This is a genomic window from Bacillus marasmi (genome assembly GCF_902168435.1).
GTDB classification, from domain to species: Bacteria; Bacillota; Bacilli; order Bacillales; family Cytobacillaceae; genus Bacillus_BU; species Bacillus_BU marasmi.
On sequence record NZ_LR656186.1, the window covers coordinates 1 to 26,121 of the forward strand.

A 26,121-nucleotide genomic window follows, 5' to 3' on the forward strand; every position below is an offset into this window, starting at 1 on the left:
CAGGTTGCCCACGTGTTACTCACCCGTCCGCCGCTGACTATCGGGAGCAAGCTCCCTCAAGTCCGCTCGACTTGCATGTATTAGGCACGCCGCCAGCGTTCGTCCTGAGCCAGGATCAAACTCTCCAAGAAAGTTGAGTTGATTAGCTCATAAAAGTTACGTTGGCTAGTGTTCATGACCAAAGTCAGATACACTAAATTTTATTTATTGTTGACGTTTGTTTGTTTAGTTTTCAAAGAGCAATTTATTAATTTATCGCTTGAAGCGACTTTATTAATATATCATTCTCACTTAAATATGTCAACAATCTTTTTTAATTATTAATTGTTGATGACATATCAGTGTGTTGCTGACTTGAATGATTATATCAAGACTAAAGGAGTATTGCAAGTATTTTCGTTTAAGAGGCAAGAAAAGGTGACCCATTACTGAGTCACCTTAGTTAAGTTGCTATAAATTACTCTTCATCATCAGAAGTTTCTGATTCAGATTCAGTTGGACCTTCATCATCTTGATCAGCCTCAGCTGCTTCAAGTAAACGAGTTAAACTCGTATCAGTAGGATTTGTTTCAAGATCACTACCTTCAGTTTCTATTATTTCCATTTCGTCTTCCGACTTTTCTTCTTCTTTTTCAACCTTTGCCACAGTTGCAACTTGATCGTGGTCTTCTTCTCCAAGACGGATTAGTCGTACACCTTGAGTATTACGCCCCATAGAAGAAATATCATTTACATCCATTCTGATTAATACTCCGCCAGTGGTAATTAGCATTACGTCCTCTTCGCCAGTTACAACCTTCATAGAAACAAGATAGCCGTTTTTATCGGTGATATTGCAAGTCTTAATACCTTTACCGCCTCTACCCTGAATTCGGTACTCTGAAGCAGGAGTTCGTTTTCCATAGCCTTTTTCAGTTACGATTAAGATATCAGTATTTTCTTCGAGTACTTCCATTCCTACTACTTGGTCATCTGGATCTAAAGTGATGCCTTTTACACCAGTTGCTGTTCTTCCCATTGAACGCACATCTGTTTCTGGGAATCTAATTAGCATTCCATTTTTAGTACCAATAATGATTTCTTTGCTGCCATCTGTTAGACGAACTGAAATCAACTCATCTTCCTCACGTAAGTTCACAGCAATTAAGCCATTATTTCGAATATGTGCAAAGGATGTCAATGGTGATCGTTTAGAAACTCCTTCTTTAGTAGTAAAGAATAGGAATAAATCATCACCAAATTCTGAAACTGGAATAATCGCATTAACCCATTCACCTTTATCAACTTCTAGCAGGTTGATAATCGGTAAACCTTTTGCAGTTCTACTGTATTCCGGAATTTCATATCCCTTTGAACGATACACCTTTCCTTTATTGGTAAAGAACAGGATAGTATCATGGGTTGATGTCGTAATCAGATGTTCTACAAAATCATCCTCATTTGTATTCATCCCTTGGACCCCACGGCCTCCTCGTTTTTGTGAGCGATACGTAGAGACAGGAAGGCGCTTAATATATCCATTGTGTGTTAAGGTAATTACAACATTTTCTCTCGGAATAAGGTCTTCGTCCTCAATCATTTCAATACCAGCTGTAATGATTTCAGTTCGACGCTTATCGTTGAAACGTTCTTTAACCTCTAAGAGTTCTTCTCTAATAATTTCAAGAATTTTTTCTTCATCTGCTAGGATTGCCTTTAATTCGGCGATAAGTTGATGTAAGGAATTTAACTCATCCTCAATTTTATCTCTTTCCAAACCTGTTAAACGCTGCAGACGCATATCAAGGATTGCTTGTGCTTGCTTTTCTGATAACTGGAATTGAGTCATCAAACCTTCACGAGCAATATCAGTTGTTCGTGATCCTCGAATTAAGCTAATCACTGCGTCTATATTGTCTAGTGCTATTTTCAAGCCCTCTAAAATATGCGCTCGAGCTTCCGCTTTCCGTAGTTCAAACTCTGTTCGGCGACGAATGACAACTTTTTGATGATCTAAATAATGAACTAAACATTGCTTTAAACTTAATACTTTAGGCTGGCCATCGACTAATGCTAAAGTATTGATTCCGAAGCTGGTTTGTAAAGCTGTGTGCTTGTATAAGTTATTTAGAAGGACATTGGCGTTTGCATCTTTACGAACCTCGATGACGATTCTCATACCATTACGGTCTGATTCATCGCGAAGATCGGTAATTCCTTCAATTTTTTTATCACGAGCTAACTCAGCAATTTTTTCAATTAATCTTGCTTTATTTACCTGATAAGGTAACTCATTTACAATGATAACTTCTTTACCGTTCGATTTTTGTTCAATCTCAACCTTTGATCTGACTGTGATAGAGCCTCTGCCAGTTTCGTAAGCTTTTCGGATTCCGCTACGGCCTAATATTTGTCCCCCGGTTGGAAAATCTGGACCAGGAATGATATCCATTAATTCTTGGATAGAAATATCAGGATCATGACTGACCGCTAAAACACCGTCAATAACCTCGCCAAGTTGATGTGGAGGTATGTTTGTTGCCATTCCAACAGCAATTCCAGTTGTTCCATTAACTAAGAGGTTAGGGAAACGCGCTGGAAGCACAACAGGTTCCTTTTCCTCACCATCATAGTTATCTTGGTAGTCAATCGTATCTTTATTAATATCCCGCAGGAGTTCCATTGAGATTTTTGACATTCTTGATTCAGTGTAACGCATCGCTGCGGCTGAGTCGCCGTCAACAGAACCAAAGTTTCCATGACCGTCTACGAGCATGTAGCGATAGTTGAAATCCTGTGCCATCCGAACCATCGTTTCATAAACAGCTGAATCTCCATGAGGGTGATACTTACCAATTACATCCCCTACGATACGTGCTGATTTTTTATATGGTTTGTCCGCATGAATTCCAAGATCGTGCATAGCATAAAGGATACGCCGATGAACAGGTTTTAATCCATCGCGTACATCTGGAAGTGCACGTGAAACAATAACACTCATTGCATAGTCAAGAAAGGATGTCTTCATTTCCTGACTAATATTTATCTCTTTTATTTGAGAATTTGGTGTTTCAGCCATAATTGGTGCCTCCTAATTAGGGCGCAGATATTTGTTTCAACACCCTTCGTACTGAAAAAAAGAAAAGGAGGATAGTGGTCCGACCTCTACCCTTAATCTTTCTATGTCTAGTTTAAGACTTTATATATCTAAATTTTTAACGTACTGTGCGTTTGTTTCAATGAAAACCCGACGTGGCTCCACTTTATCACCCATTAGCATTTCAAAGGTTTCATCCGCCTCGATTGCGTCTTTAAGACTAACCTGGAGCATTGTTCTTGATGATGGATCCATTGTTGTATCCCAAAGCTGTTCAGGATTCATTTCTCCTAAACCTTTATATCGCTGAATATTCGGCTTTGGCTGACTAGGCCATGCTGCAAAGATTCGTTCTAAATCCTTTTCGTTATATGCATATTCTACCCGTTTCCCTTGCTGAACTTTATATAACGGCGGTTGGGCAATATAGACATAGCCTGCTTCTTAAATTTTTCTCATATAGCGATAGAAGAACGTTAATAGCAATGTACGAATATGCGCACCATCAACATCAGCATCAGTCATAATAACGACTTTATGATAACGGGCTCTGGCAATATCAAATTCTTCGCCAATTCCCGTTCCGATTGCTGTAATCATTGCACGTACTTCATTGTTTGAAAGGATTCTATCAAGACGAGCCTTTTCCACGTTTAAAATTTTTCCACGTAAAGGTAAGATAGCTTGGAAATGACGGTCCCGCCCTTGTTTAGCCGAACCTCCCGCTGAGTCACCCTCTACGATATAAAGCTCACTGATTGATGGGTCCTTCGAAGAACAATCTGCCAATTTACCAGGTAAGCTTGAAACTTCAAGCGCACTTTTACGACGTGTTAACTCACGTGCTTTTTTCGCAGCTAGTCTTGCTCTTGCTGCCATTAAACCTTTTTCAACAATTTTCCGAGCCACAGCAGGGTTTTCAAGCATAAATTTTTCTAAATGCTCCGAGAAAAGTGTATCTGTTATAGCACGAACCTCAGAGTTACCAAGCTTCGTTTTTGTTTGCCCCTCAAATTGCGGATCTGGATGCTTGATAGACACAATTGCGGTTAAGCCCTCGCGCACATCTTCCCCAGAAAGGTTCGTATCGTTATCCTTAATTAAGCCGTTTTTTCGAGCATAGTCATTTATTACCCGAGTTAATGCAGTTTTGAAGCCAACTTCGTGGGTACCACCTTCATAGGTGTGAATATTATTAGCAAATGAATAAATATTGCTTGTATAGCTTTCGTTGTATTGAAGGGAAACTTCTATGGTTATTCCATCCTTAGCACCTTCAATAAAAATCGGTTCCTCATGAAGAACTTCCTTCGTTCTGTTTAAGTGTTCAACGTAGGACTTTATCCCGCCTTCATAAAGATATTCGTTGCTTCTTTTTTCTTCACGTTTATCTTCAATTGTGATTTTAATATTACGATTTAAGAACGCTAGCTCGCGCAGACGATTTGCTAGTATGTCATATTCGTATTCCAATGTTTCTGTGAAAATTTCACCATCTGGAACGAAGTGAATGGTCGTACCTGTACGATCAGTGTCACCGATAATTTCTAAATCCGCTAACGGTACACCACGGTTATATTTTTGATAATAAATATGACCATTAAGGTGAACAAAAACCTCTAGATAAGTTGATAGAGCATTTACGACTGATGCACCAACTCCGTGTAGTCCACCTGAAACCTTGTAGCCTCCACCGCCAAATTTTCCGCCTGCATGAAGAACGGTTAAAATGACTTCTACAGCCGGGCGACCCATTTTTTCTTGAATTCCAACCGGAATCCCACGCCCATTGTCCTTTACGGTAATACTATTGTCCTCTTCAATAATGACATTAATTTCCGAGCAATATCCGGCAAGGGCTTCGTCAATACTATTATCGACAATCTCCCAAACTAGATGGTGCAAGCCTTTAGAGCTTGTTGAGCCAATATACATCCCAGGGCGTTTACGTACTGCTTCTAATCCTTCTAATACCTGTATCTGGCTTTCATCATAGACTTCCTCTTGTAACGCTTTTTGCTCCATTGTCATTTGAATCACCTACTCTTTCTGCATACACACTCGTCTTCAATTATTCAAAAGCCATTTTTGCTTTGTTAATCGTGATTAAATAAAACTTTTGAGCGTTTCTTTAATGTTCCGGATGAAAAGGGGGAAAAATAAACTTTATTAGATGTAATGACAACCGATTTATAATTTCCTTTTGTTAGGTTGATGATTTGGTCTTTGCGTTGTTGAATGAATTTTTCCATTAACGGTGATGAACGTATACTATGCTTATCAATAATGGCAATAATCTCTTTCGTATGAACGGTTATCTCTTCGCCAACATGCAAATACAAAATTCTCACCTCACTGAATTCGGTTCATTTTTCCGGCTTCCACCTTAAAGGCAGCTGCCTCTTTCAAGGTTTGATGGTCGATTCCGTCCACACTTGTTGTTGTAACAAACGTTTGAACCTTCCCTTGAATTGTATTTAGTAAGTGGGATTGACGATAATCGTCTAATTCAGACAAGACATCGTCTAATAATAAAATAGGGTACTCACCAATTTCAGAGCGAATCAACTCAATTTCAGCGAGCTTGACGGAGAGGGCTGTCGTTCTTTGTTGTCCTTGTGAACCGAATGTTTGGACATCTCTGTCATTCACAATAAAAAGTAGATCATCACGATGGGGACCGAACAAAGTAATACCGCGCTCAATTTCTTTATTTTTAACCTTGAAATATTTCTGTTCATATACTTCTAACATTTTCGACAAATCAAGGTGTTCTGATACATCCACTGACGGTTTATACTCCAATTTTAATGTTTCTAGGCCGCGAGAAATCCCTTCGTGAATTGGAATAGCCCATTTTTCCAATAATTGGATAAATCCAAACCGCTTATGAACTATTTTGCTAGCCAGTGTCATAAATTGTTCAGTTAAAATGTCCAGCATGGTCATGTCGGTTTGTTTTTTTGTTTGTAATAGCTTTAAATAATGATTACGCTGCTGTAGTATCTTTTGAAATCGCCCCATATCATGTAAATAAATCGGGGATACTTGTCCAATCTCCATATCAATAAAGCGGCGCCTTACTTGAGGACTACCTTTAACAAGGTTTAAGTCTTCCGGCGCAAACATCACAACATTCATATTTCCAACATATTGGCTCAACTTCTGTTGCTCAATATGATTAAATTTAGCTTTTTTTCCTTTTTTCGAAATAATTAATTGCAAGGGCACTGAGCCATGGTTTTTTTTTATTCTACCTTCTATTTTAGCATATTCTTTGTCCCAAGAAATAAGTTCTTTGTCATTAGAAGTACGGTGGGACTTGGCCATTGCCAATACATAAATTGATTCCATAACATTTGTTTTCCCTTGGGCATTTTCACCTAGGATAACATTCACTTTGTTTTCAAAATGAGCTTCAAGTTCAGTATAATTACGATAATTTTTTAGCAGCAATTGCTCAATATACATGGAAGCCACCTTTGTTAATTACATCACAATGAACGTTCCAAAGTCGGGGATATCAACCTGGTCTCCGGGATAAAGCTTTCTTCCTCTTCGTTGATCTTGTTCATCATTAACGAAAACTGCATATTCCCCTAGAAACCATTTTGCCATACCACCGGTTTGAATAACCTCAGCCAATTTTAGAAACTGACCCATAGTGATGTATTCCGTATCAATTTTGATTTCTTTCATTATCTCACTCTTTTCATCTTGAAGGTAAGATGTTCTAAAAAATAATGATAATTTTTTAGACTCAATTCTTTAATTTTACTAAAAAAACACGAAGTGTACAAATCCAAAAGATAGAAGGCGGCAATTTAAAAAAAGAGCCCGACTAAAAATGCAGCCGAGCCCTTTGTAGCTTTAAAATTAATATGTTCTTACTGGAAGAATTAATTGTAAAATTGAATCATCCTCAATTGGACGCAGCACGAACGGGCGCATAGCCCCAGTAAAGCTGATTTTGATTTCAGATCCTTCTAAAGCCTTTAAAGCATCCATCATATATTTCGCACTAAAAGAGATTTTTAGCTCTTCACCATTTATCTCCTGAGCTTGAATTTGTTCTACGACGTTTCCAATTTCAGGGGTATTAGAGGAGACCTCGATTGCACTTCCTTCAATTGTTGCTAATTTTACTACATTATTTTTTCCTTCACGTGCCAATAGCGAAGCACGATCTATCGCATGTAAAAATTCTTTTGTAAGAACAGATACTTCAGTTTTACTATCACTTGGTATTAAACGTGATGTATCAGGATAATTTCCTTCTAACAGTCTTGAGAAGAATAATAAATGTTTTGCTTTAAATAAAACCTGATTCTCTGTAATAACGATATCGATTAGTTCATTTGAATCATCAAGAATTTTACTCAATTCATTTAAACTTTTACCTGGAATAACAACATTATAGGATGCATCGTTTTCAGATTGAATTCTAGCTTTCCGCAAAGCTAATCTGTGGCTATCTGTTGCAATACAGGCTAGTACGTTATTTTCAACATTCCAGTTTACACCTGTCAAGATTGGTCGTGTTTCTGAGGTGGACACTGCGAAAACAGTTTGACGAATCATCACTTTCAACAAATCAGTTGGGATACGAAAAACATTTTCTTCAGAGATCTGTGGGAGATGCGGATATTCTTCTGCATCAAGTCCATTTAGGTTGAATTCCGACTTGCCTGAGCGGATAACTGTCTGTAAATGATTTTCTACTTGAATCTCAACTGTATCAGTAGGCAGCTTTTTTACAATTTCACTAAAGAATTTAGCTTGTAATACAATTGCCCCAGTTTGTTTAATTTCTACAATTTCATCTCCAGCTTCTTCTTTTGGAATAAATGATTCAATTGAAATATCTGAATCACTACCTGTTAAAGTTACCCCTTCGTTTGTTGCTACAATTTTGATTCCCGTTAAGATTGGGATAGTTGTTCTGGAAGTAACAGCCTTCATTACGTCTTGTACACTTTGAACTAAGCGATCTCGTTGGATTATAAATCTCATTTAAAATTAATCCTCCGTATTATGCATATTTTTTTGGTTCTAAACATATAATAATAAGATTTAAAAATAATAGAAGTACTAGTAGGGCCTGTTAGTATGTGGATAACTACGTAAAGCGAAAGGAAACACAGTCTATCCACATGTGGACAGACTGTGCGTAAGTTAATGTAAGTTATACACATTTTCCAAGGTAACACTATGCTATTAGTATGAGCCTTCTTCTAAAATTTTAACATTTCATTGATTTCTTTAAGTTGCTTTTGCAGTTGAGGATCTGTTTGCAAAAGCTTAGATATTTTCTCATGGGCATGAATGACGGTTGTGTGGTCTCGTCCTCCAAATTCTTCACCAATCTTAGGTAATGAGAAATCTGTAAGCTCTCTTGATAGATACATGGCAATTTGGCGCGGAAACGCGACTGATTTTGTGCGTTTTTTGGCCTTGAAGTCTTCTAGTTTAATATTGAAGTGCTCTCCAACCACTCGTTGAATCTCTTGGATGGTAATCACTTTCGGTTTAGAAGTAGGAATGATATCTTTAAGTGCCTCTGCTGCTAAATCAGCGTTAATGTCTTTATTAATTAGAGACGAATAAGCTACAACACGTATTAGCGCACCTTCTAATTCACGAATATTGGAATCAATTTGATTTGCTATATATAGCATCACTTCATTTGGTATATCTAATCCTTCTGCTTTAGCCTTTTTACGAAGAATGGCAATCCTCGTTTCTAAATCAGGTGGTGTAATATCCGTTATTAAGCCCCATTCAAATCGGGAACGCAAACGATCCTCCAGGGTAGGAATCTCTCTTGGTGGACGGTCACTCGAGATGATAATTTGTTTACTTTCCTCATGAAGCGTATTAAAAGTATGGAAAAATTCCTCTTGTGTAGATTCTTTTCCTGCTAAAAATTGAATATCATCAATCAATAGCACATCGACATTGCGATACTTATTTCGAAATTCAACTGCCTTATTATCCCGAATTGAATTAATGAATTCATTAGTAAATTTTTCAGATGATAAATAGACTACCTTTGCTTGCGGGTTATGATCTAAAACATAATGGCCAATGGCATGCATTAAATGGGTTTTTCCTAAACCTACTCCTCCATAAATGAATAGAGGATTGTATGCTTTTGCAGGAGCTTCAGCCACAGCTAACGAAGCGGCATGAGCAAAGCGATTTCCGGACCCAATAACGAAAGTATCAAATAAGTATTTAGGATTAAGCAAGCTTTGCGGAAGCTCTGCAACATCCTCTTCTTTCTTTGACTTTTTTGGAGGTACTGGAAGATCTATGTCTTCCTCTCGCTGATTTTGCGGAATGATGAAGCGAACACTAAGCTCTTCACCTGTAATTTCTAGCAGAATTCCAGCTATCAATTGCGAATATCGTTCCTCGAGCCAATCCCGTGCAAACTCATTCGGAGCTGTAATTGTTAGTGTATCGCCTTGTAATGAATGAGCCTTTGTTGATTTTAGCCAGGTTTCAAAGCTAGGCTTGCTTATCTTTGTTTCTATTGTCGCTAATGCCTTATTCCAAAGATCCGCAATATTTTCCAATTTTGATATCCCTCCTTTTCACTAAATTACATTTAAAGCTTTTTAGTGCTTTCATTTTTGTTTTTTTGCATGACTTTAGACATAGTTAGCTTGGATTATTCATAAATATTCAACGCTATTCATCCAAGAAACTATGAATTTATAAAAATACAAATCGATTAATGTGGAAAAATATATAATAAGGAAGGAAAAAGGGATTTCGACAATATCCACTACTTGTGGACAACCTTTTCCCACCCCTCTGAATAACCTGTCCACAGCTTATCCACAATCTGTGGATAAAACAGTTATTCACATCTATTTATTCAGAGTGAAAACACAAATATAATATCAAATAATCCATTGTGGTGCAATGCCTTTTAATACATTATCCACAAGCGCCACATCTTGTTAATAATTTTTGTCCACAGCCTCTTAGTCTGTTAAGAACCTGTCGATATCGATTGTGGATAATAAAAAAACCTGTCGAAAACTATCCACAACCATAGTGTCGAGCAATATAATGCATGAAATTTTATTTTGAAATTATGGTTTTGAGTGTTTGCTTATTTTTATTTTTTTTGAAAAGGCAATAGTGAGAAATTCTCTATTTTGATCCTGAAATATATTATGGGAAAAACAGGACTATTTTATTTTTAATAAAAAAAGGGTAAAATATTTAATTGTGGTAAAAGAGAATTTATATTGGATTTTCGGTTATACTAGAGGCGGAGAATTTCATAATAAGAAGAATGAAGTATAGATAATTTCTGACAAACAGTTGACAACTTTAAGCACCGGTCACTATAATTGAAAAGACTGTCTTTAGCAGTAAATCCTCAGGGAGGTGTTATATATGAAAAGAACTTACCAACCAAACAAACGCAAACACAGCAAAGTTCACGGTTTCCGTGCACGTATGAGCTCAGCAAACGGACGTAAAGTGCTTGCGCGCCGTCGCCGTAAAGGAAGAAAAGTATTATCTGCTTAGGCCACTGAAACATCAGTGGTCTTTTTTCTCATTTGCTCCTATCTTCCCCATGGCATTCTGCTTTCAGCTGATATTTCTGAAGCTACTTAACAGCAACAAATAATTTATACATAAAGATCCTTCCTGGTTTGAGGGTGAAAAAATGAAAAAAGAGTTCCGAATTAAAAAAAATAAAGAATTTCAACATGTATTCAAAAATGGAAAATCATTTGCCAACAGGCAGTTTATTATTTATGTGCTAGGAAATCCTGTACAGGAGAAGTTTCGGATTGGTCTTTCTGTAAGCAAAAAAATCGGTAATAGTGTAATGCGAAATCGGATTAAAAGATGCATTCGCCAATCAATCTTTGAATTACAGGATTCGCTCAAAGCTGGTCAAGATTATGTCATAATTGCCAGAAAGCCTGTTAGTGAAATGGATTTCCATCAAATAAAAAGCAGTCTTATTCACGTTTTAAGGGTTGCGAAAGTATTACAAAAAACGGTTGAAAACAATCAGCAAAAGTAAAATTGTGAAAGCGCATTTATTAAAAAGATGTTAAAATATGAATGGTGTGTCTAGGAAAGAAATAATAGAGGAGACTAAGGTCTTCTTTTTTATGATGAATAATTTATATTTATTGAAGTCAGGAGGATAAACGCTTGAAAAAAAGAATATTTCTTGTTATTGGTTTAATTCTACTCATGGCTCTTCTTTCAGGGTGTACAGAATACAACCAGCCAATAACATCTGAGAGTAAAGGATTTTGGAACGAATATATTGTTTGGCCGTTATCCCAGCTAATCATATGGGTTGCAGAATTTGCTGGTGGATATGGTATCTCGATTATTATTGTTACGCTTATCATTCGTTTAGCCATTTTACCGTTAATGATTAAGCAAACAAAGAGCTCTAAGGCAATGCAAGCAATACAACCTGAAATGGAAGCTCTAAAGCAAAAATATAGTTCAAAGGATCAAGCTACTCAGCAAAAGCTGCAGCAAGAGACAATGGCATTATTTCAAAAGCATGGAGTAAATCCATTGGCAGGGTGTTTTCCGCTACTAATTCAAATGCCAATATTAATTGGTTTTTATCATGCAATTTCGAGAACAAGAGAAATCGCAGAACACAATTTCCTATGGTTTGATCTTGGCTCTCCGGATCCATATTACATTTTACCGTTAGTTGCAGGTGCGACTACATTTATTCAACAAAAGATGATGATGGCAGGAACTGCAAATCAAAATCCGCAAATGGCAATGATGCTCTGGATGATGCCGATTATGATTATTGTATTTGCAATCAGCTTCCCAGCTGCACTTTCCTTGTACTGGGTAGTAGGTAATATCTTTATGATTGTTCAAACGTATTTTATTAAAGGTCCAGAATTGAAAAAAACACCGGATACTGGTAAAGCGGGAGGAGCAAAAAAGTGAAACAAGTAACTGCTACAGGACAAACTGTCGAAGAAGCAGTAGAAAGTGCTTTAGCTCAATTAAATACGACAAAAGATCGTACAGAGATATCTATTATTGACGAAGGTAAACGAGGCATATTTGGTATTTTCGGATCCCGACCTGCTATCGTCAAGGTAACCGTGAAAATTGATCCACTTGAAGAAGCTAGTAAATTTATTGTTGATGTAAGTAGAGAAATGGGAGTTTCGGTTAAGGTTGAAACAATACGAGAAGGAAAGCATGTGCATTTCGTTTTAACTGGAGAAAAAATTGCTTTACTTATTGGAAAAAGGGGACAAACCCTTAATTCACTTCAATATTTGACCCAACTAGTATTAAATCGCTATTCCGATCAATATTTAACGGTTATGCTGGATGCTGAGGATTATCGCAAAAGAAGAAATGAGACGCTAATTCAGCTTGCTGAGCGATTAGCTCAAAAGGCTGTTAGAACTGGTAAAAATGTTGCTCTCGAACCAATGCCTTCATATGAGCGAAAAGTAATTCATACAGCTTTAGTTGAAAATAGGAAAATCAAAACATATTCGGACGGTACTGAACCATACCGACATATCGTAATTGCACCAAAATAATAAGAAAATTATTTTTTTAAAAGGCTGTTTTAATGTACAATGTTGATTTTTGCCTCGTTGATTGGAGTGGAAGGCGCGTAGACTCCTATGGGAGTAGCTGGCATGGGAGACCCCACAGGCGCAAAGCGCCGAGGAGGCTCCCAGTTAGCCCCATGGAAAGCGAAGTGCCTGAAGCGGAAATCAACATTCAAATTTAACATAGCCAATAAAAAAATCCATTCCAAGCGGGATGGATTTTTTTTGATGGTTTTTGATGAAATTCTAATGTTTTTTTCTGGGTCATGAGTTGTGGATAATATTTTTGGGTAAAAAGATAGAGGAAAAAACGAGATTTATTGTTATTCACATGTGGATAAGTTAAAATAAAACGTAAAAAGACTTCGTGTGGATAAGTGAAAGCTAGGACTTTTTTCTAAAGAGTGCTTGTGGTATTCTTGGGAATTAGGAAATGAGTTGAATTTGACTGAGTTGAAATAGATGATTGAGGGCTGAAAGGTTGGAGGTGAGAAGTATGGAATTTGATACGATTGCAGCAATCTCGACTCCTATGGGAGAGGGAGCAATTGCAATAGTCCGATTGAGCGGAGACGAGGCAATTAAAATTGCCGACCAGCTATTCCGTGGGGTAAATGAAAAAAGATTAGCCACGGTAAGTAGCCATACGATACATTATGGACATTTAGTAGAGCCGAAAACCGGGCAGGTTGTCGAAGAGGTTATGGTATCGTTGATGAAGGGGCCTCGAACCTTTACAAAAGAGGATGTAGTTGAAATCAACTGTCACGGTGGGATTGTTTCAGTTAACCGAGTTTTGCAACTGGTGCTAAATAACGGCGCGCGTCTGGCTGAACCAGGTGAATTTACGAAACGAGCTTTCTTAAATGGACGAATTGATTTATCTCAAGCAGAGGCAGTAATGGATTTAATTCGAGCCAAAACAGATCGAGCAATGAACGTTGCACTTGGACAGATGGAGGGAAGGCTCTCCAAAATGATTCAAAAGCTTCGGCAGGAAATATTGGAGATTCTTGCTCATGTCGAAGTTAACATAGATTATCCAGAATATGATGATGTAGAAGAAATGACTCATAGGATGTTAATAGAAAAGGCTACATATGTTCAAGGTGAAATTAACAAGCTTTTACATACATCTCAGCAGGGGAAGATTCTTCGTGAAGGGCTTTCGACGGTGATCATTGGAAGACCCAATGTCGGAAAGTCCTCTTTATTAAATAGTCTAGTTCAGGAAAATAAGGCAATTGTAACAGATATTCCTGGGACTACCCGTGATGTTATTGAAGAATATGTTAATGTTCGTGGTGTACCCTTACGTCTATTAGATACAGCTGGAATTCGAGAAACAGAGGATATCGTAGAAAGAATTGGCGTAGAACGCTCACGACAAGTATTAAAGGAGGCCGATTTAATACTACTAGTATTAAATTACTCCGATGAGCTGACGGAAGAGGATATCAATCTGTTTAAAGCAGTTGAAGGTATGGATGTTATTGTCATCGTCAATAAAACTGATTTACCGATAAAGATTGATTTGGAAAAAGTAAAAGATCTAGCGGATACACACAAGATTGTTACAACTTCCTTATTGGAAGACCGTGGAGTAGACGAGCTAGAAGAAGCGATTGCTTCATTATTTTTTGAAGGCTCGATTGAAGCTGGTGATTTAACTTATGTTTCTAACTCGCGCCACATAGCTTTATTAAATCAAGCAGCACATGCTATCGAGGAAGCAATTAGTGGTGTTGATATGGGTGTCCCAATCGATATTGTGCAAATTGATTTAACAAGAACATGGGAATTACTAGGCGAAATTATCGGCGAAAGCGTCCACGAAAGTCTAATCGACCAGTTATTCTCCCAATTTTGTTTAGGGAAATAGAAAAGCGTAAGCGGCTTGCACAGGGGCGACAGGCACAAGACGAGCCGGCTAGAAGGTCGTATTTTGACCGTCTGGACGGAATGGCTTGTGACCCCGAGCCCCTAGCCGCTGAAGCTAGACAATAAGAAAAGCGTAAGCGGCTTGCACAGGGGCGACAGGCACAAGACGAGCCGGCTAGAAGGTCGTACTTTGACCGTCTGGACGGAATGGCTTGTGACCCCGAGCCCCTAGCCGCTGAAGCTAGACAATAAGAAAAGCGTAAGCGGCTCGGTCAGGGAGTCGCTGGAAATCAAATAATTAATGAAATCTTTTTAAGAATAAGGAGGCATTCTAAAATGCCGTATGAGGCCGGAAATTTTGACGTAATTGTAATCGGAGCAGGACATGCCGGTTGTGAAGCAGCACTTGCTTCAGCACGTCAAGGTGCAAAAACATTAATCATTACCATCAATCTAGACATGGTCGCATTCATGCCATGTAACCCATCAGTCGGCGGACCTGCCAAAGGAATTGTCGTACGTGAAATTGATGCCCTAGGTGGAGAAATGGGCAGAAATATTGATAAAACTCATATTCAAATGCGTATGCTCAATACTGGGAAAGGTCCTGCAGTGCGTGCGTTACGCGCTCAAGCAGATAAATTCTCTTATCAACACGAAATGAAAAAAACGCTTGAAAATACCGAAAATCTAACACTGCTTCAAGGCATGGTGGAGCAACTAATCGTTGAAGATGGTGTTTGCAAGGGAATCATCTCAAAAACTGGAGCAATCTATCGCTCTAAGGCAGTTGTTATTACAAGTGGAACATTTTTACGTGGCGAAATTATTATAGGTGATTTGAAATACTCAAGCGGTCCAAACAATCAACAGCCTTCGATAAAATTATCCGAGCATTTAGAGCAGCTCGGCTTAGAGCTTGTTCGTTTTAAAACAGGTACACCACCACGGGTAAATAGCAAAACTATCGATTATAGCAAGACGGAAATTCAGCCAGGTGATGATATACCACGCGCATTTTCGTATGAAACAACAAAATATATTACAGATCAGCTTCCTTGCTGGTTAACATATACAAATGAAACGACACACACGATAATAGATAATAATTTACATCGATCACCGATGTTTTCAGGGATGATCAAAGGAACTGGACCACGCTACTGCCCTTCAATAGAGGATAAAGTAGTTCGTTTTAATGATAAACCCCGTCATCAAATCTTTCTTGAGCCTGAAGGACGCAATACAGAAGAAGTATATGTACAAGGTTTATCAACTAGCCTACCTGAGGATGTTCAAAAGGAAATTATCAAATCAATTCCTGGTTTAGAGAATGCCCAAATGATGCGTTCTGGATATGCCATTGAATACGATGCTGTTGTGCCAACACAATTATGGCCAACACTTGAAACAAAGGTAATTAAAAATTTGTATACGGGTGGCCAAATTAACGGTACATCTGGGTACGAGGAAGCGGCAGGTCAAGGATTAATCGCCGGTATCAATGCCGGAAGAAGGGCCTTGGAAAAAGAAGAAATAATTCTGAGTCGTTCAGATGCTTATATTGGAGTATTAATTGATGACCTTGTTACGAAAGGTACTGCCGAGCCATATCGGTTGCTCACTTCCAGAGCAGAATATCGCCTGTTATTACGCCATGACAATGCAGACCTTCGTTTAACTGATATTGGTCGCAAAATAGGTCTAATTTCTGATGAACGATATGAAAAGTTCACAAAGAAAAAACAATTAATAGAAGCTGAAAAAGAGCGTTTGCGTTCTATCATTATTAAACCGACACAACAAGTGCAGGAACTGATTCGTTCACAAGGCGGTAGTGAATTAAAAGATGGTATTCGTGGCGCGGATTTACTGAAGCGTCCAGAAATGAACTATGAACATATTCATTCAATCATTCCGAGTGAAGTTCCACTTGATTTTGAAGTTAGTGAACAAGTGGAAATTCAAATTAAATATGAAGGATATATTGAAAAATCGTTGCAACAAGTAGAGCGTCTTAAAAAGATGGAAGATAAAAAAATCCCAGAGAATATTGATTATGATGCAATTTCCGGTCTTGCAACAGAAGCGCGCCAAAAATTAAAAAAGGTACTTCCTCTGTCAATTGCCCAAGCATCACGTATTTCCGGAGTAAACCCTGCTGATATATCAATATTATTAGTCTATATCGAACAAGGGAAAATCGCACGAGTACCAAACGAAGGCTAATATTTAGTTTTTGATAAATAATGTTGAATGGAGCGGAAGGCACGAAGACTCCTGCGGGAGGAAAGGGCATAGGGAGACCCCGCAGGCGCAAAGCGCCGAGGAGGACGAAAGGCGGAAGCGGCTTGCTCAGCCCCGACAAGCGCTGGAGGGCAAGCGGATGAAGTCGTCCTTTTGAGTTCATCTGATTGACCGAAGCGACTCGAGGGGCTAGCCGCTGCAGCTAGACAATCTCCCTGCACTGCCCTAAGGTGCGCGAAGTGCCTGAAGCGGAAATCAACAACCAAGTTATGAGAAGGATGGCTTTCCTATGAATGTCGAACAATTTCAATCAATGCTGGCGGAGAAAGGCATAGCCCTTTCTCCACATCAGCTTGAACAATATAATCAATACTACCAAACACTAGTTGAATGGAACGAAAAAATGAATCTAACGGCAATTACTGACCAACCATCCGTTTACCTAAAACATTTTTTCGATTCAATCTCGGCAGCATTTTATTTTGATTTTAATAAACCATTAAAAATCTGCGATGTAGGTGCAGGAGCGGGCTTTCCAAGCATCCCGATTAAAATTGCTTTTCCTCATATTAATGTAACAATAGTGGATTCATTGAATAAACGAATTAGCTTTTTAGAGAATTTAGCTAATGAGCTAAATCTCGAAGGAGTTCAGTTTATCCATGACCGTGCTGAAACATTTGGGCAAAATCTTGCCTATCGCGAGCAATTTGATGTCGTAATGGCACGGGCAGTCGCTAGATTATCAGTGTTGACTGAATTATGCTTGCCTTTAGTTAAAGTAGGTGGAACCTTTCTTGCCATGAAGGCGCAAAGTGCAGAAGAAGAATTAACTGCTGGGAAAAAGGCTATCACAATAATGGGTGGTAAGGTCGAGCAAATCCATTCATTTTTGCTCCCACTCGAAGAAAGCGATCGCAATATTATCATTATTAATAAAGTAAAATCTACCCCGAAGAAATATCCTAGAAAACCGGGGACGCCGAATAAATCTCCAGTTGAATAGAGGATACCTTTTTTCATTGTATTGTGGCATAATTTGTTTTAGGGGAAAAGTAGTCGACAATAATTTATTTTTTGTGTAAGAAGTATAATTTTTTAACATAGATTAGTGTCTAGCTCCAGCGCCTAGCGTCTAGTGGACTTCAACCTCCCTCCCTACGATAAGTCAACATCGATTCGCACTTTCGTGCTCATCGTGTTTCCTTTATCTCAGTCGGAAGGTCTCCAGTCCATACGTCGCTGAGCAAGGCGCTTGCGCTTTTCTTATAACGAGAATCTATTTTTTAGGGAGTTTCGTAAAGGTGGTGCAGGGTGATGAAGAATTCTTTTTCACGCTTTTTTGGCCTGGGCGAAAAGGGGGAACAGGTTCAAATTGAAGAAGAACAATCGAGCGAGCGTGAAGAAATTAGAAAAATCGCTATCGATCAAATCGTTCCAAATCGTTTCCAACCGAGAACGGTTTTTGACGAAGATAAAATTGAAGAATTAGCACGAACCATTCGGACACATGGGATTATACAGCCAATTGTTGTAAGAGAATTCGAACAAGGGCAATTTGAAATAATTGCTGGGGAACGTCGTTGGCGTGCAATGAAAAAATTGGGTTGGGAAGAAGCACCAACAATTGTTAAAAATTTAAGCGATACTGAAACCGCTTCTGTTGCATTAATTGAAAACCTTCAACGAGAAGAACTTTCACCGATTGAAGAAGCAATTGCCTATGGGAAATTACTTGAACTGCATAATTTAACTCAAGAAGCACTTGCGCAAAGACTTGGTAAAGGTCAATCGACGGTTGCCAATAAGCTTCGACTTTTAAAGCTACCACAAGAAGTTCAGGATGAGCTTCTAAGTAAGACGATTACTGAACGTCATGCTCGTTCTCTTATTCCGCTTAAGGATCCAGAGAAACAGGTACAACTACTTCAAGAAATAATTGAAAAGGGTCTAAATGTTAAACAAACAGAGGACCGTGTTGTTAAAATGCTTGAACAATCAGAAGTAAAACCAAAGCCAAAACGAAAAGCGTTCAGTAAAGATATGCGAATTGCTGTTAATACAATTCGTCAATCTTTATCAATGGTATCTGACAGTGGGATTAAATTAAATGCTGAAGAAGAAGAATTTGATGATTTCTATCAATTTACGATTCGGATTCCAAAGAAAAGTTAAATAGATAATATTTGAAAAAAATGGAAGAGGGAAAGCGTTTAGACTATTTTTTTGTCTCAGCCTCTCTCTTTTTTGTTTGTCCATTATATTAATCTCCGTGAATGTTAACCTCAATTATAATATCAGTACTATTTTTCCATCATTTCCTTCAATTGAATATGATTCACTTAACAAGATTTTAAATAAAATTTCGATTATCGATTCCTTTTCATGTTAAAATAGAATACATGATTGCTAGTGTACCCCATAGAAGAATCGTCTCTATGAGTTCATTTTTAGGAAAATGAAGGTAGGTGATGTCGTGAGCAAAATTATTGCTATCGCGAACCAAAAAGGAGGAGTCGGTAAAACGACTACTTCTGTAAATCTAGGCGCCTGCTTAGCATACATAGGGAAAAAGGTCTTGTTAGTAGACATTGACCCGCAAGGAAATGCTACAAGCGGTATCGGAATTGAAAAAGCTGATGTAAATCAATGCATTTATGATGTATTAGTAGATGATGTTGAAGCTAGTAAAGTTATTAAGCCAACGGCAGTAGAAAACCTGTTTGCCATCCCGGCAACGATTCAATTAGCTGGAGCTGAAATAGAACTTGTCCCAACGATTTCTCGGGAGGTTCGCCTAAAACGTGCTTTGGAAGAGGTGAAGGATCAATTTGATTATATTATTATCGATTGTCCACCATCACTTGGTTTGTTAACCCTTAATGCTTTAACAGCTGCAGATTCCGTCCTTATCCCTGTTCAATGCGAGTATTACGCTTTAGAAGGCTTAAGCCAATTGTTAAATACGGTTCGCCTTGTACAGAAACATCTTAACCATGATTTAACGATTGAAGGTGTGCTGTTAACCATGTTGGATGCAAGAACAAATTTGGGATTACAGGTTATTGAGGAAATAAAAAAATATTTTCAAGACAAAGTATATAAAACGATTATCCCAAGAAATGTTCGTCTTAGTGAAGCACCGAGCCATGGTGAGCCAATTATTAAGTATGATGCAAAATCACGTGGTGCCGAGGTTTATTTAGATTTGGCAAAGGAAGTGGTTGTGAATGGCTAAAGGCTTAGGAAAAGGTCTGAATGCGTTCTTTTCAAATATTGAAGCTGAATCTGAAGAAGCTGTACAAGAGATAAAGCTTAAAGAACTACGTCCTAATCCATATCAGCCGCGGAAAATTTTCCAGCAGGAAGCGATTGATGAATTAAAGCAATCTATTCTTGAACATGGAATCCTTCAACCTATCATTGTTCGCAAAAGTATTAAGGGCTATGAAATTGTTGTTGGAGAGCGGCGTTATCGCGCTGCAAAAGAGGCTAAGCTTGAAACGGTTCCGGTTGTTGTTCGAGAATTGAATGAGCAACAAATGATGGAACTTTCCGTTCTAGAAAATCTCCAGCGTGAGGATTTAACTCCAATTGAAGAGGCAGCAGCCTATCAAATGCTGATGCAAAAGCTAGAATTAACGCAAGAGCAGTTGGCCAATCGACTTGGTAAAAGTAGGCCTCATATCGCTAACCTAATTCGATTGCTTTCACTTCCACAAAAAATCCAAGAATTAATTTCCTCAGGGGAAATCTCGATGGGACATGGCCGAGCATTGTTAGGTTTACGGAAAAAAGAAATCATACCTGCAGTCGTTGAAAAAACAATTAAGGAAAACTTAAATGTTCGTCAGCTAGAGTTGTATATCCAGCAGTTAAATGATCATGTTTCACGTGAAACAAAAAAGGATAAACCGAAAAAAGACGTATTTTTAATCGAACGTGAATCTTATCTGCGTGAACGCTTTGGTACGACTGTTAATATTAAACAAACAAAAAAGAAAGGGAAAATTGAGATTGAGTTTCATTCAAAAGAAGATTTAGAGCGAATCTTAGAATTGCTTGATCAAAGTGATTTTTCCTAGCCAACAATTAATTTGTTGGCTCTTTTTTTTGATTTCGTCCATCCCCCTCCACTGAATGTAGCATTTATACTATAAATCAACAATACTCACAAATAGGATGAAATTTTCGTGCAATAATGTTAATTTTGTAATATTAACTTTGGTATTTTTTCCATACTAGGCGAATAGGGGATGCACATGTTTTTATTAGGAACAATTGTAAATGGTTTATTAATCATCATCGGAACTTTGTTAGGAAAATTATTCCATCGCATTTCAGAAAAAATGAAGCATTCTGTTATGACGGTAATTGGACTTGCAGTTGCTGTTTTAGGTTTACAGATGGGATTTAAAAGTGAAAACTTTTTAATTGTTATCATCAGTCTTGTAATTGGTACTGTAATCGGTGAATATTTCGAACTTGAAAATAAGTTGAATCAAGTCGGAAATTGGTTAGAATCGAAAATTGGTAATAAAAGTAATGGGAGTATTTCAGAAGGCTTTGTTACGGCTACACTTATTTTTGTAATTGGTGCAATGGCCATTATAGGTGCTTTAGACAGTGGAATTCGTGGAGATCATGATGTCCTATATACGAAAGCGATTATTGATGGATTCACTGCGATTATATTGACAACAACATTAGGAATTGGTGTATTATTTTCAGCTATACCTGTTGTTGTTTATCAAGGTACTATTGCAATGTTCGCTACTCAAATTGATCGCTTTGTACCGCAAGTTTTAATGGATTCATTTATTGTTGAAATGACTGCGACTGGTGGTGTGATGATTTTTGCTATTGGTCTAAATTTAATAGGAATAACTAAAGTAAGAGTAGCGAACCTCCTCCCTAGCATCCTCATCACAGCTATAATTGTAACAATTATTTATTTGTTAGCTTAATGAATATTAGAGAATAGGAAAAGGGAGAATGTAAAAATATTCTCCCTTTTCATTAGCATAGATTTTAAACTTGATGGTTAAGGAGTGTTCTCCCTACTAATTTGTTCCAGAGCTACATGTGACCAGTGATCGCGTCGGTGGTAGCTCATACTTGCTTCGTGAATTCCATTTGCAATCGTTTTAGCCATCTTTAAAACTAAGTTTAGCCTAGTATTTTGTAATACAAAAAATTCCATAAAACCACTTACATTTACGATTCCAGTAATATGGATATCGCCTACCTCTGGAAGGTCTTTATTGACACCTGCACCTGGTTTGACAGGACCTTCAGCAATTTGAATTACTCCTACGCTTTTCAAACGTCCTAAACATGCATCGATTCCAATAATAAATGGATCAGCATGCTTTTCATGAATTGCGTTAAGTTGCTCCTTCAAATTGACAGCATGGATCGGATTTTCAAGCGTCCCATATACAAAAAAGGGAGAAATCACTTTTTCTTCTAGAAATGTTCCGACAAGGGGGCCTAATGAATCTCCTGTAGAGCGGTCAGTTCCAATACATACAAAAACAATTGGTCGGTTAGCATTCATGCTAGACATTTTCGTTGTAAGTTCTATTGCCAATTTTTCAGGAGCCGCAATTTCATCATGAAGAATTCTTGAACTCCCGCCTCTCTTATCAAAGAAATTTGGCATAAAATTCATTAGCTTCCACCTCTTCTCATTGTACTAACAGTATACGGATAATAATGGCAATGTATACGTCCATTGATTAATAAAAAGCAAGTTTTAAGGAAAATTTATTTAATGTCTTTCATTTTTAAGTAAATGCCGTTTTCTGTTAAGATAATAATTAGACAATCTTTCAAATAAAGTAGGTGATGATAGTTGAAATTAACCGAAAAGGACATCGAGAATGTAACAGAGAAGCTAGTTGAGCAGGAAACATGGATCTATTTAGGAACTGTGGCATTAAAAATAGTTGCTATCTTTATTATTGCAGGTATAATCATACGGATTGCTAAGTTGGCGATTAAAAATATTTTTAAGGTTCGTTCGTTGTCGCCATTAAGGACCTCCGAACGTCGGGATACAACACTTGCGAAATTATTACAAAATATTGTTACATATGTAATCTATTTTATTGCGTTTATTATGATGTTGTCCACGTTAAACATCAATGTCGGACCAATATTGGCAGGTGCTGGTGTTGTAGGTCTCGCAGTCGGGTTTGGAGCCCAAAACCTCGTGAAAGATATTATTACCGGATTTTTTATTATTTTTGAAGATCAGTTTTCAGTCGGTGATTACGTCCGAATTGGTCAATTTGAAGGCGATGTTGAGGAAATCGGCTTAAGAACGACAAAAATAAAGGGACTCACCGGTGAGCGCCATATTATTCCGAATGGTAGTATTTTAGACGTAACAAACTTTTCAATTCATAATAGTAAAGCAATTGTTGATGTTGGGATTGCCTATGAGGAAGATATTGACCGAGCTGAGCAAGTCATTCGTGAATTGCTGGAAACCTTGCCTGGGAAATATGAAGAGATTATTGCTCCACCACAGCTTTTAGGGGTTCAAACGTTTGGACCATCAGAAGTGGTTCTGCGAATTGTTGCAGAGACCCAACCAATGAAGCACTTTCTTGTGTCGAGAGCGATCCGTAAAGAGGTCAAGCACTGGCTTGATTTACATGGAATAGAAATTCCCTACCCTCGACTTGTTATGTACTCTAAAGCAGAGCAGTCGTTGGATAAGCAGATATAGCAGGAAAAAGAGGAGGGTCCATTATGCAGGAAATCACATTTAACTTAAATGATATAGTTGAAATGAAAAAGCCTCACCCTTGTGGTACCAATCGCTGGAAAATAATTCGGATGGGGATGGATATCAGAATTAAATGTGAAGGCTGTGGCCATAGCGTGTTAATCCCACGTCGTGATTTTTCGCGAAAAATGAAAAAGTTACTGTTAAAGCATGAAGAATAATTCATGCTTTTCTTTGTGATAAGTAAAACACAAGGAGCAGAAATCATAGTTTATAAGCTTGTTTTTTTATTGGCTTGTATCTATAATTGTGAAAGACTATAAGGATTGACCGTATTTAAAATTAGAATTCATAGCTTTAATATAGAAGAAAATGAGGAGTGAAACAGGATGGCTTTAACAGCTGGTATTGTTGGTTTACCAAACGTAGGAAAATCAACATTATTTAACGCAATTACCCAAGCAGGTGCAGAATCTGCCAATTATCCCTTTTGTACCATTGACCCGAATGTAGGAATTGTCGAGGTACCTGACCATCGTTTAAACAAACTAACAGAATTAGTTCAACCTAAAAAAACTGTACCAACAGCATTTGAATTTACGGACATTGCCGGAATCGTAAAAGGTGCCAGCAAAGGTGAAGGTTTAGGGAATAAGTTCCTTTCCCACATTCGTGAAGTAGATGCAATTTGTCAGGTTGTTCGTTGTTTTGCCGACGACAATATCACTCACGTTGCCGGTAAGGTGGATCCAATTGATGATATTGAAACGATAAATTTAGAGTTGATTTTAGCAGATATGGAATCTGTTGAAAAACGAATTGGACGCGTTGAAAAACTAGCAAAGCAAAAGGATAAAGATGCTACGGCAGAATTTGAAGTGCTTTCAAAATTACGTGAAGCGTTTGAAGAAGAAAAACCAGCTCGTACTGTAGACTTTACAGAAGAGCAATTGAAAATTGTCAAAGGACTTCATTTATTAACAATTAAACCAGTTCTTTATGTAGCAAATGTTTCTGAAGACGATGTAGCTGATCCATCAGACAATGAATACGTTAAGAAAGTAAAGGAATTTGCTGAAAAGGATAACGCACAAGTAATCGTAATATGTGCAAAAATTGAATCCGAAATTGCCGAGCTGGATGGCGAAGAAAAAGAGATGTTCCTTCAAGAATTAGGAATTGAAGAATCAGGACTTGACCAATTAATTCGTGCAGCATATAGCTTGCTCGGATTAGCTACTTATTTTACTGCAGGAGTACAGGAAGTGCGCGCTTGGACGTTCCGTAAAGGAATGAAAGCACCTCAATGTGCTGGAGTAATTCACTCTGATTTTGAGAGAGGATTTATTCGTGCAGAAACAGTTGCCTATGAAGATTTGCTCGCTGCAGGTAATATGACAGCAGCAAAAGAAGCAGGTAAAGTTCGCCTAGAAGGAAAAGAGTATGAAGTAAAAGATGGAGATGTCATTCACTTCCGTTTTAATGTTTAATAATTCCTCAAACTGGATAGGAATGAAAAGGGTGACTTTTATTTTTTGGTCATCCTTTTCTTTTTCCATCGACATAACATTGCAAGTCTTTCAAAGATATGCTATACTTTTAACTTGTGAGTAATGAATAGTTGCTCCTTGCCCTAAAAGGGCCGTGTAGACCAAAAGGAGGTGAAAGTGATGAAAAAGTACGAAGTTATGTACATCATCCGTCCAAACATTGAAGATGAAGCGAAAAAAGCTTTAGTTGAGCGTTTCAATTCGATCTTAACTGAAAATGGTGCGGAAGTTAACGAAACAAAAGATTGGGGTAAACGCCGTCTTGCTTACGAAATCAACGATTTCCGTGACGGATACTACCAAATCTTAAATGTTAATGCTGCTCCAGCTGCGGTTGAAGAATTCTCCCGTTTAGCAAAAATCAGCGAAGACATCATTCGTCATATCGTAATTAAACAAGAAGTAAAATAATATTGACTTGACATATTCTTCCAATCCTTCAGTGTTTCACGTGAAACATCGAAGTGAATGAAGAAAGGAGTTGGTTCTGATGATGAATCGTGTAGTATTAGTTGGCCGTTTAACAAAAGATCCTGATTTACGCTACACCCCGAACGGTGTACCAGTCGCGACCTTTACCCTAGCTGTGAATCGAACTTTTTCGAATCAACAAGGTGAAAAGGAAGCAGATTTCATCAATTGCGTGATTTGGCGACGTCCTGCAGAGAATGTGGCTAATTTCTTGAAAAAAGGAAGTCTGGCTGGTGTTGACGGTCGGATTCAAACGCGTAACTATGAGGGACAAGATGGTAAACGCGTTTATGTGACAGAAGTTGTTGCGGATAGCGTTCAATTCCTTGAACCAAGAGGCAGTAATTCTGGTGACAGAGGCGGAAACGGATTCTATAACGAACCACCACGAGAACAGGGTTCTCCGTTTGGAAATAATCAGAATCAACGACCTAACAATAACAACAATAATAACAGTAAAGGCTATACACGTGTAGATGAAGATCCATTTGCAGGAAGCGGTCAAATTGACATTTCTGATGATGATCTTCCATTCTAATATGTTTTAGCTGACGTATA

23 protein-coding genes, 1 rRNA gene and 1 pseudogene are annotated in these 26,121 nt (G+C 38.0%); 16 read left to right on the forward strand and 9 right to left on the reverse strand.

The window, feature by feature from the left end; all coding sequences use genetic code 11:
- The 8 genes and pseudogenes from FXW34_RS20945 to dnaA form a co-directional block, all read right to left on the reverse strand.
- Positions 1-131, reverse strand: a 16S ribosomal RNA gene (locus FXW34_RS20945); the annotation flags it as partial.
- Positions 132-457: 326 nt separating this feature from the next.
- The gene (gene gyrA, locus FXW34_RS20950; protein WP_147535983.1) at positions 458-3,058 is read right to left on the reverse strand and encodes a DNA gyrase subunit A; all 2,601 of its coding nucleotides are present in this window, start codon (positions 3,056-3,058) and stop codon (positions 458-460) included.
- Positions 3,059-3,178: 120 nt separating this feature from the next.
- Positions 3,179-5,101: pseudogene (gene gyrB, locus FXW34_RS20955) on the reverse strand (DNA topoisomerase (ATP-hydrolyzing) subunit B).
- 71 nt (positions 5,102-5,172) lie between these two features.
- On the reverse strand, positions 5,173-5,418 hold the full coding sequence (gene remB / locus FXW34_RS20960; RefSeq protein WP_147535984.1) for an extracellular matrix regulator RemB: 246 nt from the start codon (positions 5,416-5,418) through the stop codon (positions 5,173-5,175).
- Positions 5,419-5,428: 10 nt separating this feature from the next.
- Positions 5,429-6,547, reverse strand: a complete 1,119-nt coding sequence (gene recF / locus FXW34_RS20965) for a DNA replication/repair protein RecF (protein ID WP_147535985.1) — start codon at positions 6,545-6,547, stop codon at positions 5,429-5,431.
- An 18-nt stretch (positions 6,548-6,565) separates the two neighbouring features.
- A complete protein-coding gene (yaaA, locus tag FXW34_RS20970; protein ID WP_281292954.1) occupies positions 6,566-6,775 on the reverse strand; it encodes a S4 domain-containing protein YaaA in 210 nt (69 codons plus the stop codon).
- A gap of 177 nt (positions 6,776-6,952) precedes the next feature.
- Positions 6,953-8,089: a DNA polymerase III subunit beta gene (dnaN, locus tag FXW34_RS20975; protein ID WP_147535987.1), complete on the reverse strand. Its 1,137-nt coding sequence runs from the start codon at positions 8,087-8,089 to the stop codon at positions 6,953-6,955.
- 221 nt (positions 8,090-8,310) lie between these two features.
- A complete protein-coding gene (gene dnaA, locus FXW34_RS20980) occupies positions 8,311-9,657 on the reverse strand; it encodes a chromosomal replication initiator protein DnaA (RefSeq protein WP_147535988.1) in 1,347 nt (448 codons plus the stop codon).
- A gap of 835 nt (positions 9,658-10,492) precedes the next feature.
- Between dnaA and rpmH the strand changes: the two genes are divergently transcribed.
- The 11 genes from rpmH (at position 10,493) to FXW34_RS21035 (ending at position 21,770) form a co-directional block, all read left to right on the forward strand.
- Complete coding sequence (rpmH, locus tag FXW34_RS20985; RefSeq protein WP_013059930.1) at positions 10,493-10,627, forward strand: 50S ribosomal protein L34; 135 nt, start codon at positions 10,493-10,495, stop codon at positions 10,625-10,627.
- Between the two features lie 142 nt (positions 10,628-10,769).
- The gene (gene rnpA / locus FXW34_RS20990) at positions 10,770-11,135 is read left to right on the forward strand and encodes a ribonuclease P protein component (RefSeq protein ID WP_147535989.1); all 366 of its coding nucleotides are present in this window, start codon (positions 10,770-10,772) and stop codon (positions 11,133-11,135) included.
- 134 nt (positions 11,136-11,269) lie between these two features.
- Positions 11,270-12,046, forward strand: a complete 777-nt coding sequence (gene spoIIIJ / locus FXW34_RS20995; protein ID WP_147535990.1) for a YidC family membrane integrase SpoIIIJ — start codon at positions 11,270-11,272, stop codon at positions 12,044-12,046.
- A complete protein-coding gene (gene jag, locus FXW34_RS21000) occupies positions 12,043-12,660 on the forward strand; it encodes an RNA-binding cell elongation regulator Jag/EloR (protein ID WP_147535991.1) in 618 nt (205 codons plus the stop codon). Before spoIIIJ ends, jag begins: the two co-directional genes overlap by 4 nt.
- Before the next feature lie 511 nt (positions 12,661-13,171).
- On the forward strand, positions 13,172-14,557 hold the full coding sequence (gene mnmE, locus FXW34_RS21005) for a tRNA uridine-5-carboxymethylaminomethyl(34) synthesis GTPase MnmE (RefSeq protein WP_147535992.1): 1,386 nt from the start codon (positions 13,172-13,174) through the stop codon (positions 14,555-14,557).
- Between the two features lie 335 nt (positions 14,558-14,892).
- Positions 14,893-16,785, forward strand: coding sequence for a tRNA uridine-5-carboxymethylaminomethyl(34) synthesis enzyme MnmG (mnmG, locus tag FXW34_RS21010; RefSeq protein WP_147535993.1), 1,893 nt, complete (start codon positions 14,893-14,895; stop codon positions 16,783-16,785).
- A gap of 307 nt (positions 16,786-17,092) precedes the next feature.
- Positions 17,093-17,809, forward strand: coding sequence for a 16S rRNA (guanine(527)-N(7))-methyltransferase RsmG (gene rsmG, locus FXW34_RS21015; protein WP_147535994.1), 717 nt, complete (start codon positions 17,093-17,095; stop codon positions 17,807-17,809).
- A 311-nt stretch (positions 17,810-18,120) separates the two neighbouring features.
- Positions 18,121-18,978 (forward strand): nucleoid occlusion protein, encoded by an 858-nt coding sequence (noc, locus tag FXW34_RS21020; protein ID WP_147535995.1) that lies wholly within the window; start codon positions 18,121-18,123, stop codon positions 18,976-18,978.
- A 301-nt stretch (positions 18,979-19,279) separates the two neighbouring features.
- Entirely contained in the window at positions 19,280-20,041 is a 762-nt protein-coding gene (locus tag FXW34_RS21025; RefSeq protein ID WP_147535996.1) for a ParA family protein, read from the forward strand.
- A complete protein-coding gene (locus tag FXW34_RS21030) occupies positions 20,034-20,888 on the forward strand; it encodes a ParB/RepB/Spo0J family partition protein (protein WP_147535997.1) in 855 nt (284 codons plus the stop codon). Before FXW34_RS21025 ends, FXW34_RS21030 begins: the two co-directional genes overlap by 8 nt.
- A 177-nt stretch (positions 20,889-21,065) precedes the next feature.
- The gene (locus FXW34_RS21035) at positions 21,066-21,770 is read left to right on the forward strand and encodes a DUF554 domain-containing protein (protein ID WP_147535998.1); all 705 of its coding nucleotides are present in this window, start codon (positions 21,066-21,068) and stop codon (positions 21,768-21,770) included.
- Between the two features lie 77 nt (positions 21,771-21,847).
- Here FXW34_RS21035 and yyaC read toward each other — a convergent pair whose 3' ends face one another.
- Positions 21,848-22,477, reverse strand: a complete 630-nt coding sequence (gene yyaC / locus FXW34_RS21040; RefSeq protein ID WP_147535999.1) for a spore protease YyaC — start codon at positions 22,475-22,477, stop codon at positions 21,848-21,850.
- Positions 22,478-22,660: 183 nt separating this feature from the next.
- Between yyaC and FXW34_RS21045 the strand changes: the two genes are divergently transcribed.
- From FXW34_RS21045 to ssb, 5 genes are all read left to right on the forward strand, one after another.
- Positions 22,661-23,542 (forward strand): mechanosensitive ion channel family protein, encoded by an 882-nt coding sequence (locus tag FXW34_RS21045; protein WP_147536000.1) that lies wholly within the window; start codon positions 22,661-22,663, stop codon positions 23,540-23,542.
- Positions 23,543-23,565: 23 nt separating this feature from the next.
- Positions 23,566-23,763: a DUF951 domain-containing protein gene (locus FXW34_RS21050; RefSeq protein ID WP_147536001.1), complete on the forward strand. Its 198-nt coding sequence runs from the start codon at positions 23,566-23,568 to the stop codon at positions 23,761-23,763.
- A gap of 168 nt (positions 23,764-23,931) precedes the next feature.
- Positions 23,932-25,032 carry a redox-regulated ATPase YchF gene (gene ychF / locus FXW34_RS21055; protein WP_147536002.1) on the forward strand — a complete coding sequence of 367 codons (1,101 nt, stop codon included), beginning with the start codon at positions 23,932-23,934 and terminating at the stop codon, positions 25,030-25,032.
- A 180-nt stretch (positions 25,033-25,212) separates the two neighbouring features.
- Complete coding sequence (gene rpsF, locus FXW34_RS21060) at positions 25,213-25,503, forward strand: 30S ribosomal protein S6 (protein ID WP_147536003.1); 291 nt, start codon at positions 25,213-25,215, stop codon at positions 25,501-25,503.
- 79 nt (positions 25,504-25,582) lie between these two features.
- Positions 25,583-26,101 carry a single-stranded DNA-binding protein gene (gene ssb, locus FXW34_RS21065; protein WP_147536004.1) on the forward strand — a complete coding sequence of 173 codons (519 nt, stop codon included), beginning with the start codon at positions 25,583-25,585 and terminating at the stop codon, positions 26,099-26,101.
- Positions 26,102-26,121: the final 20 nt, after the last annotated feature.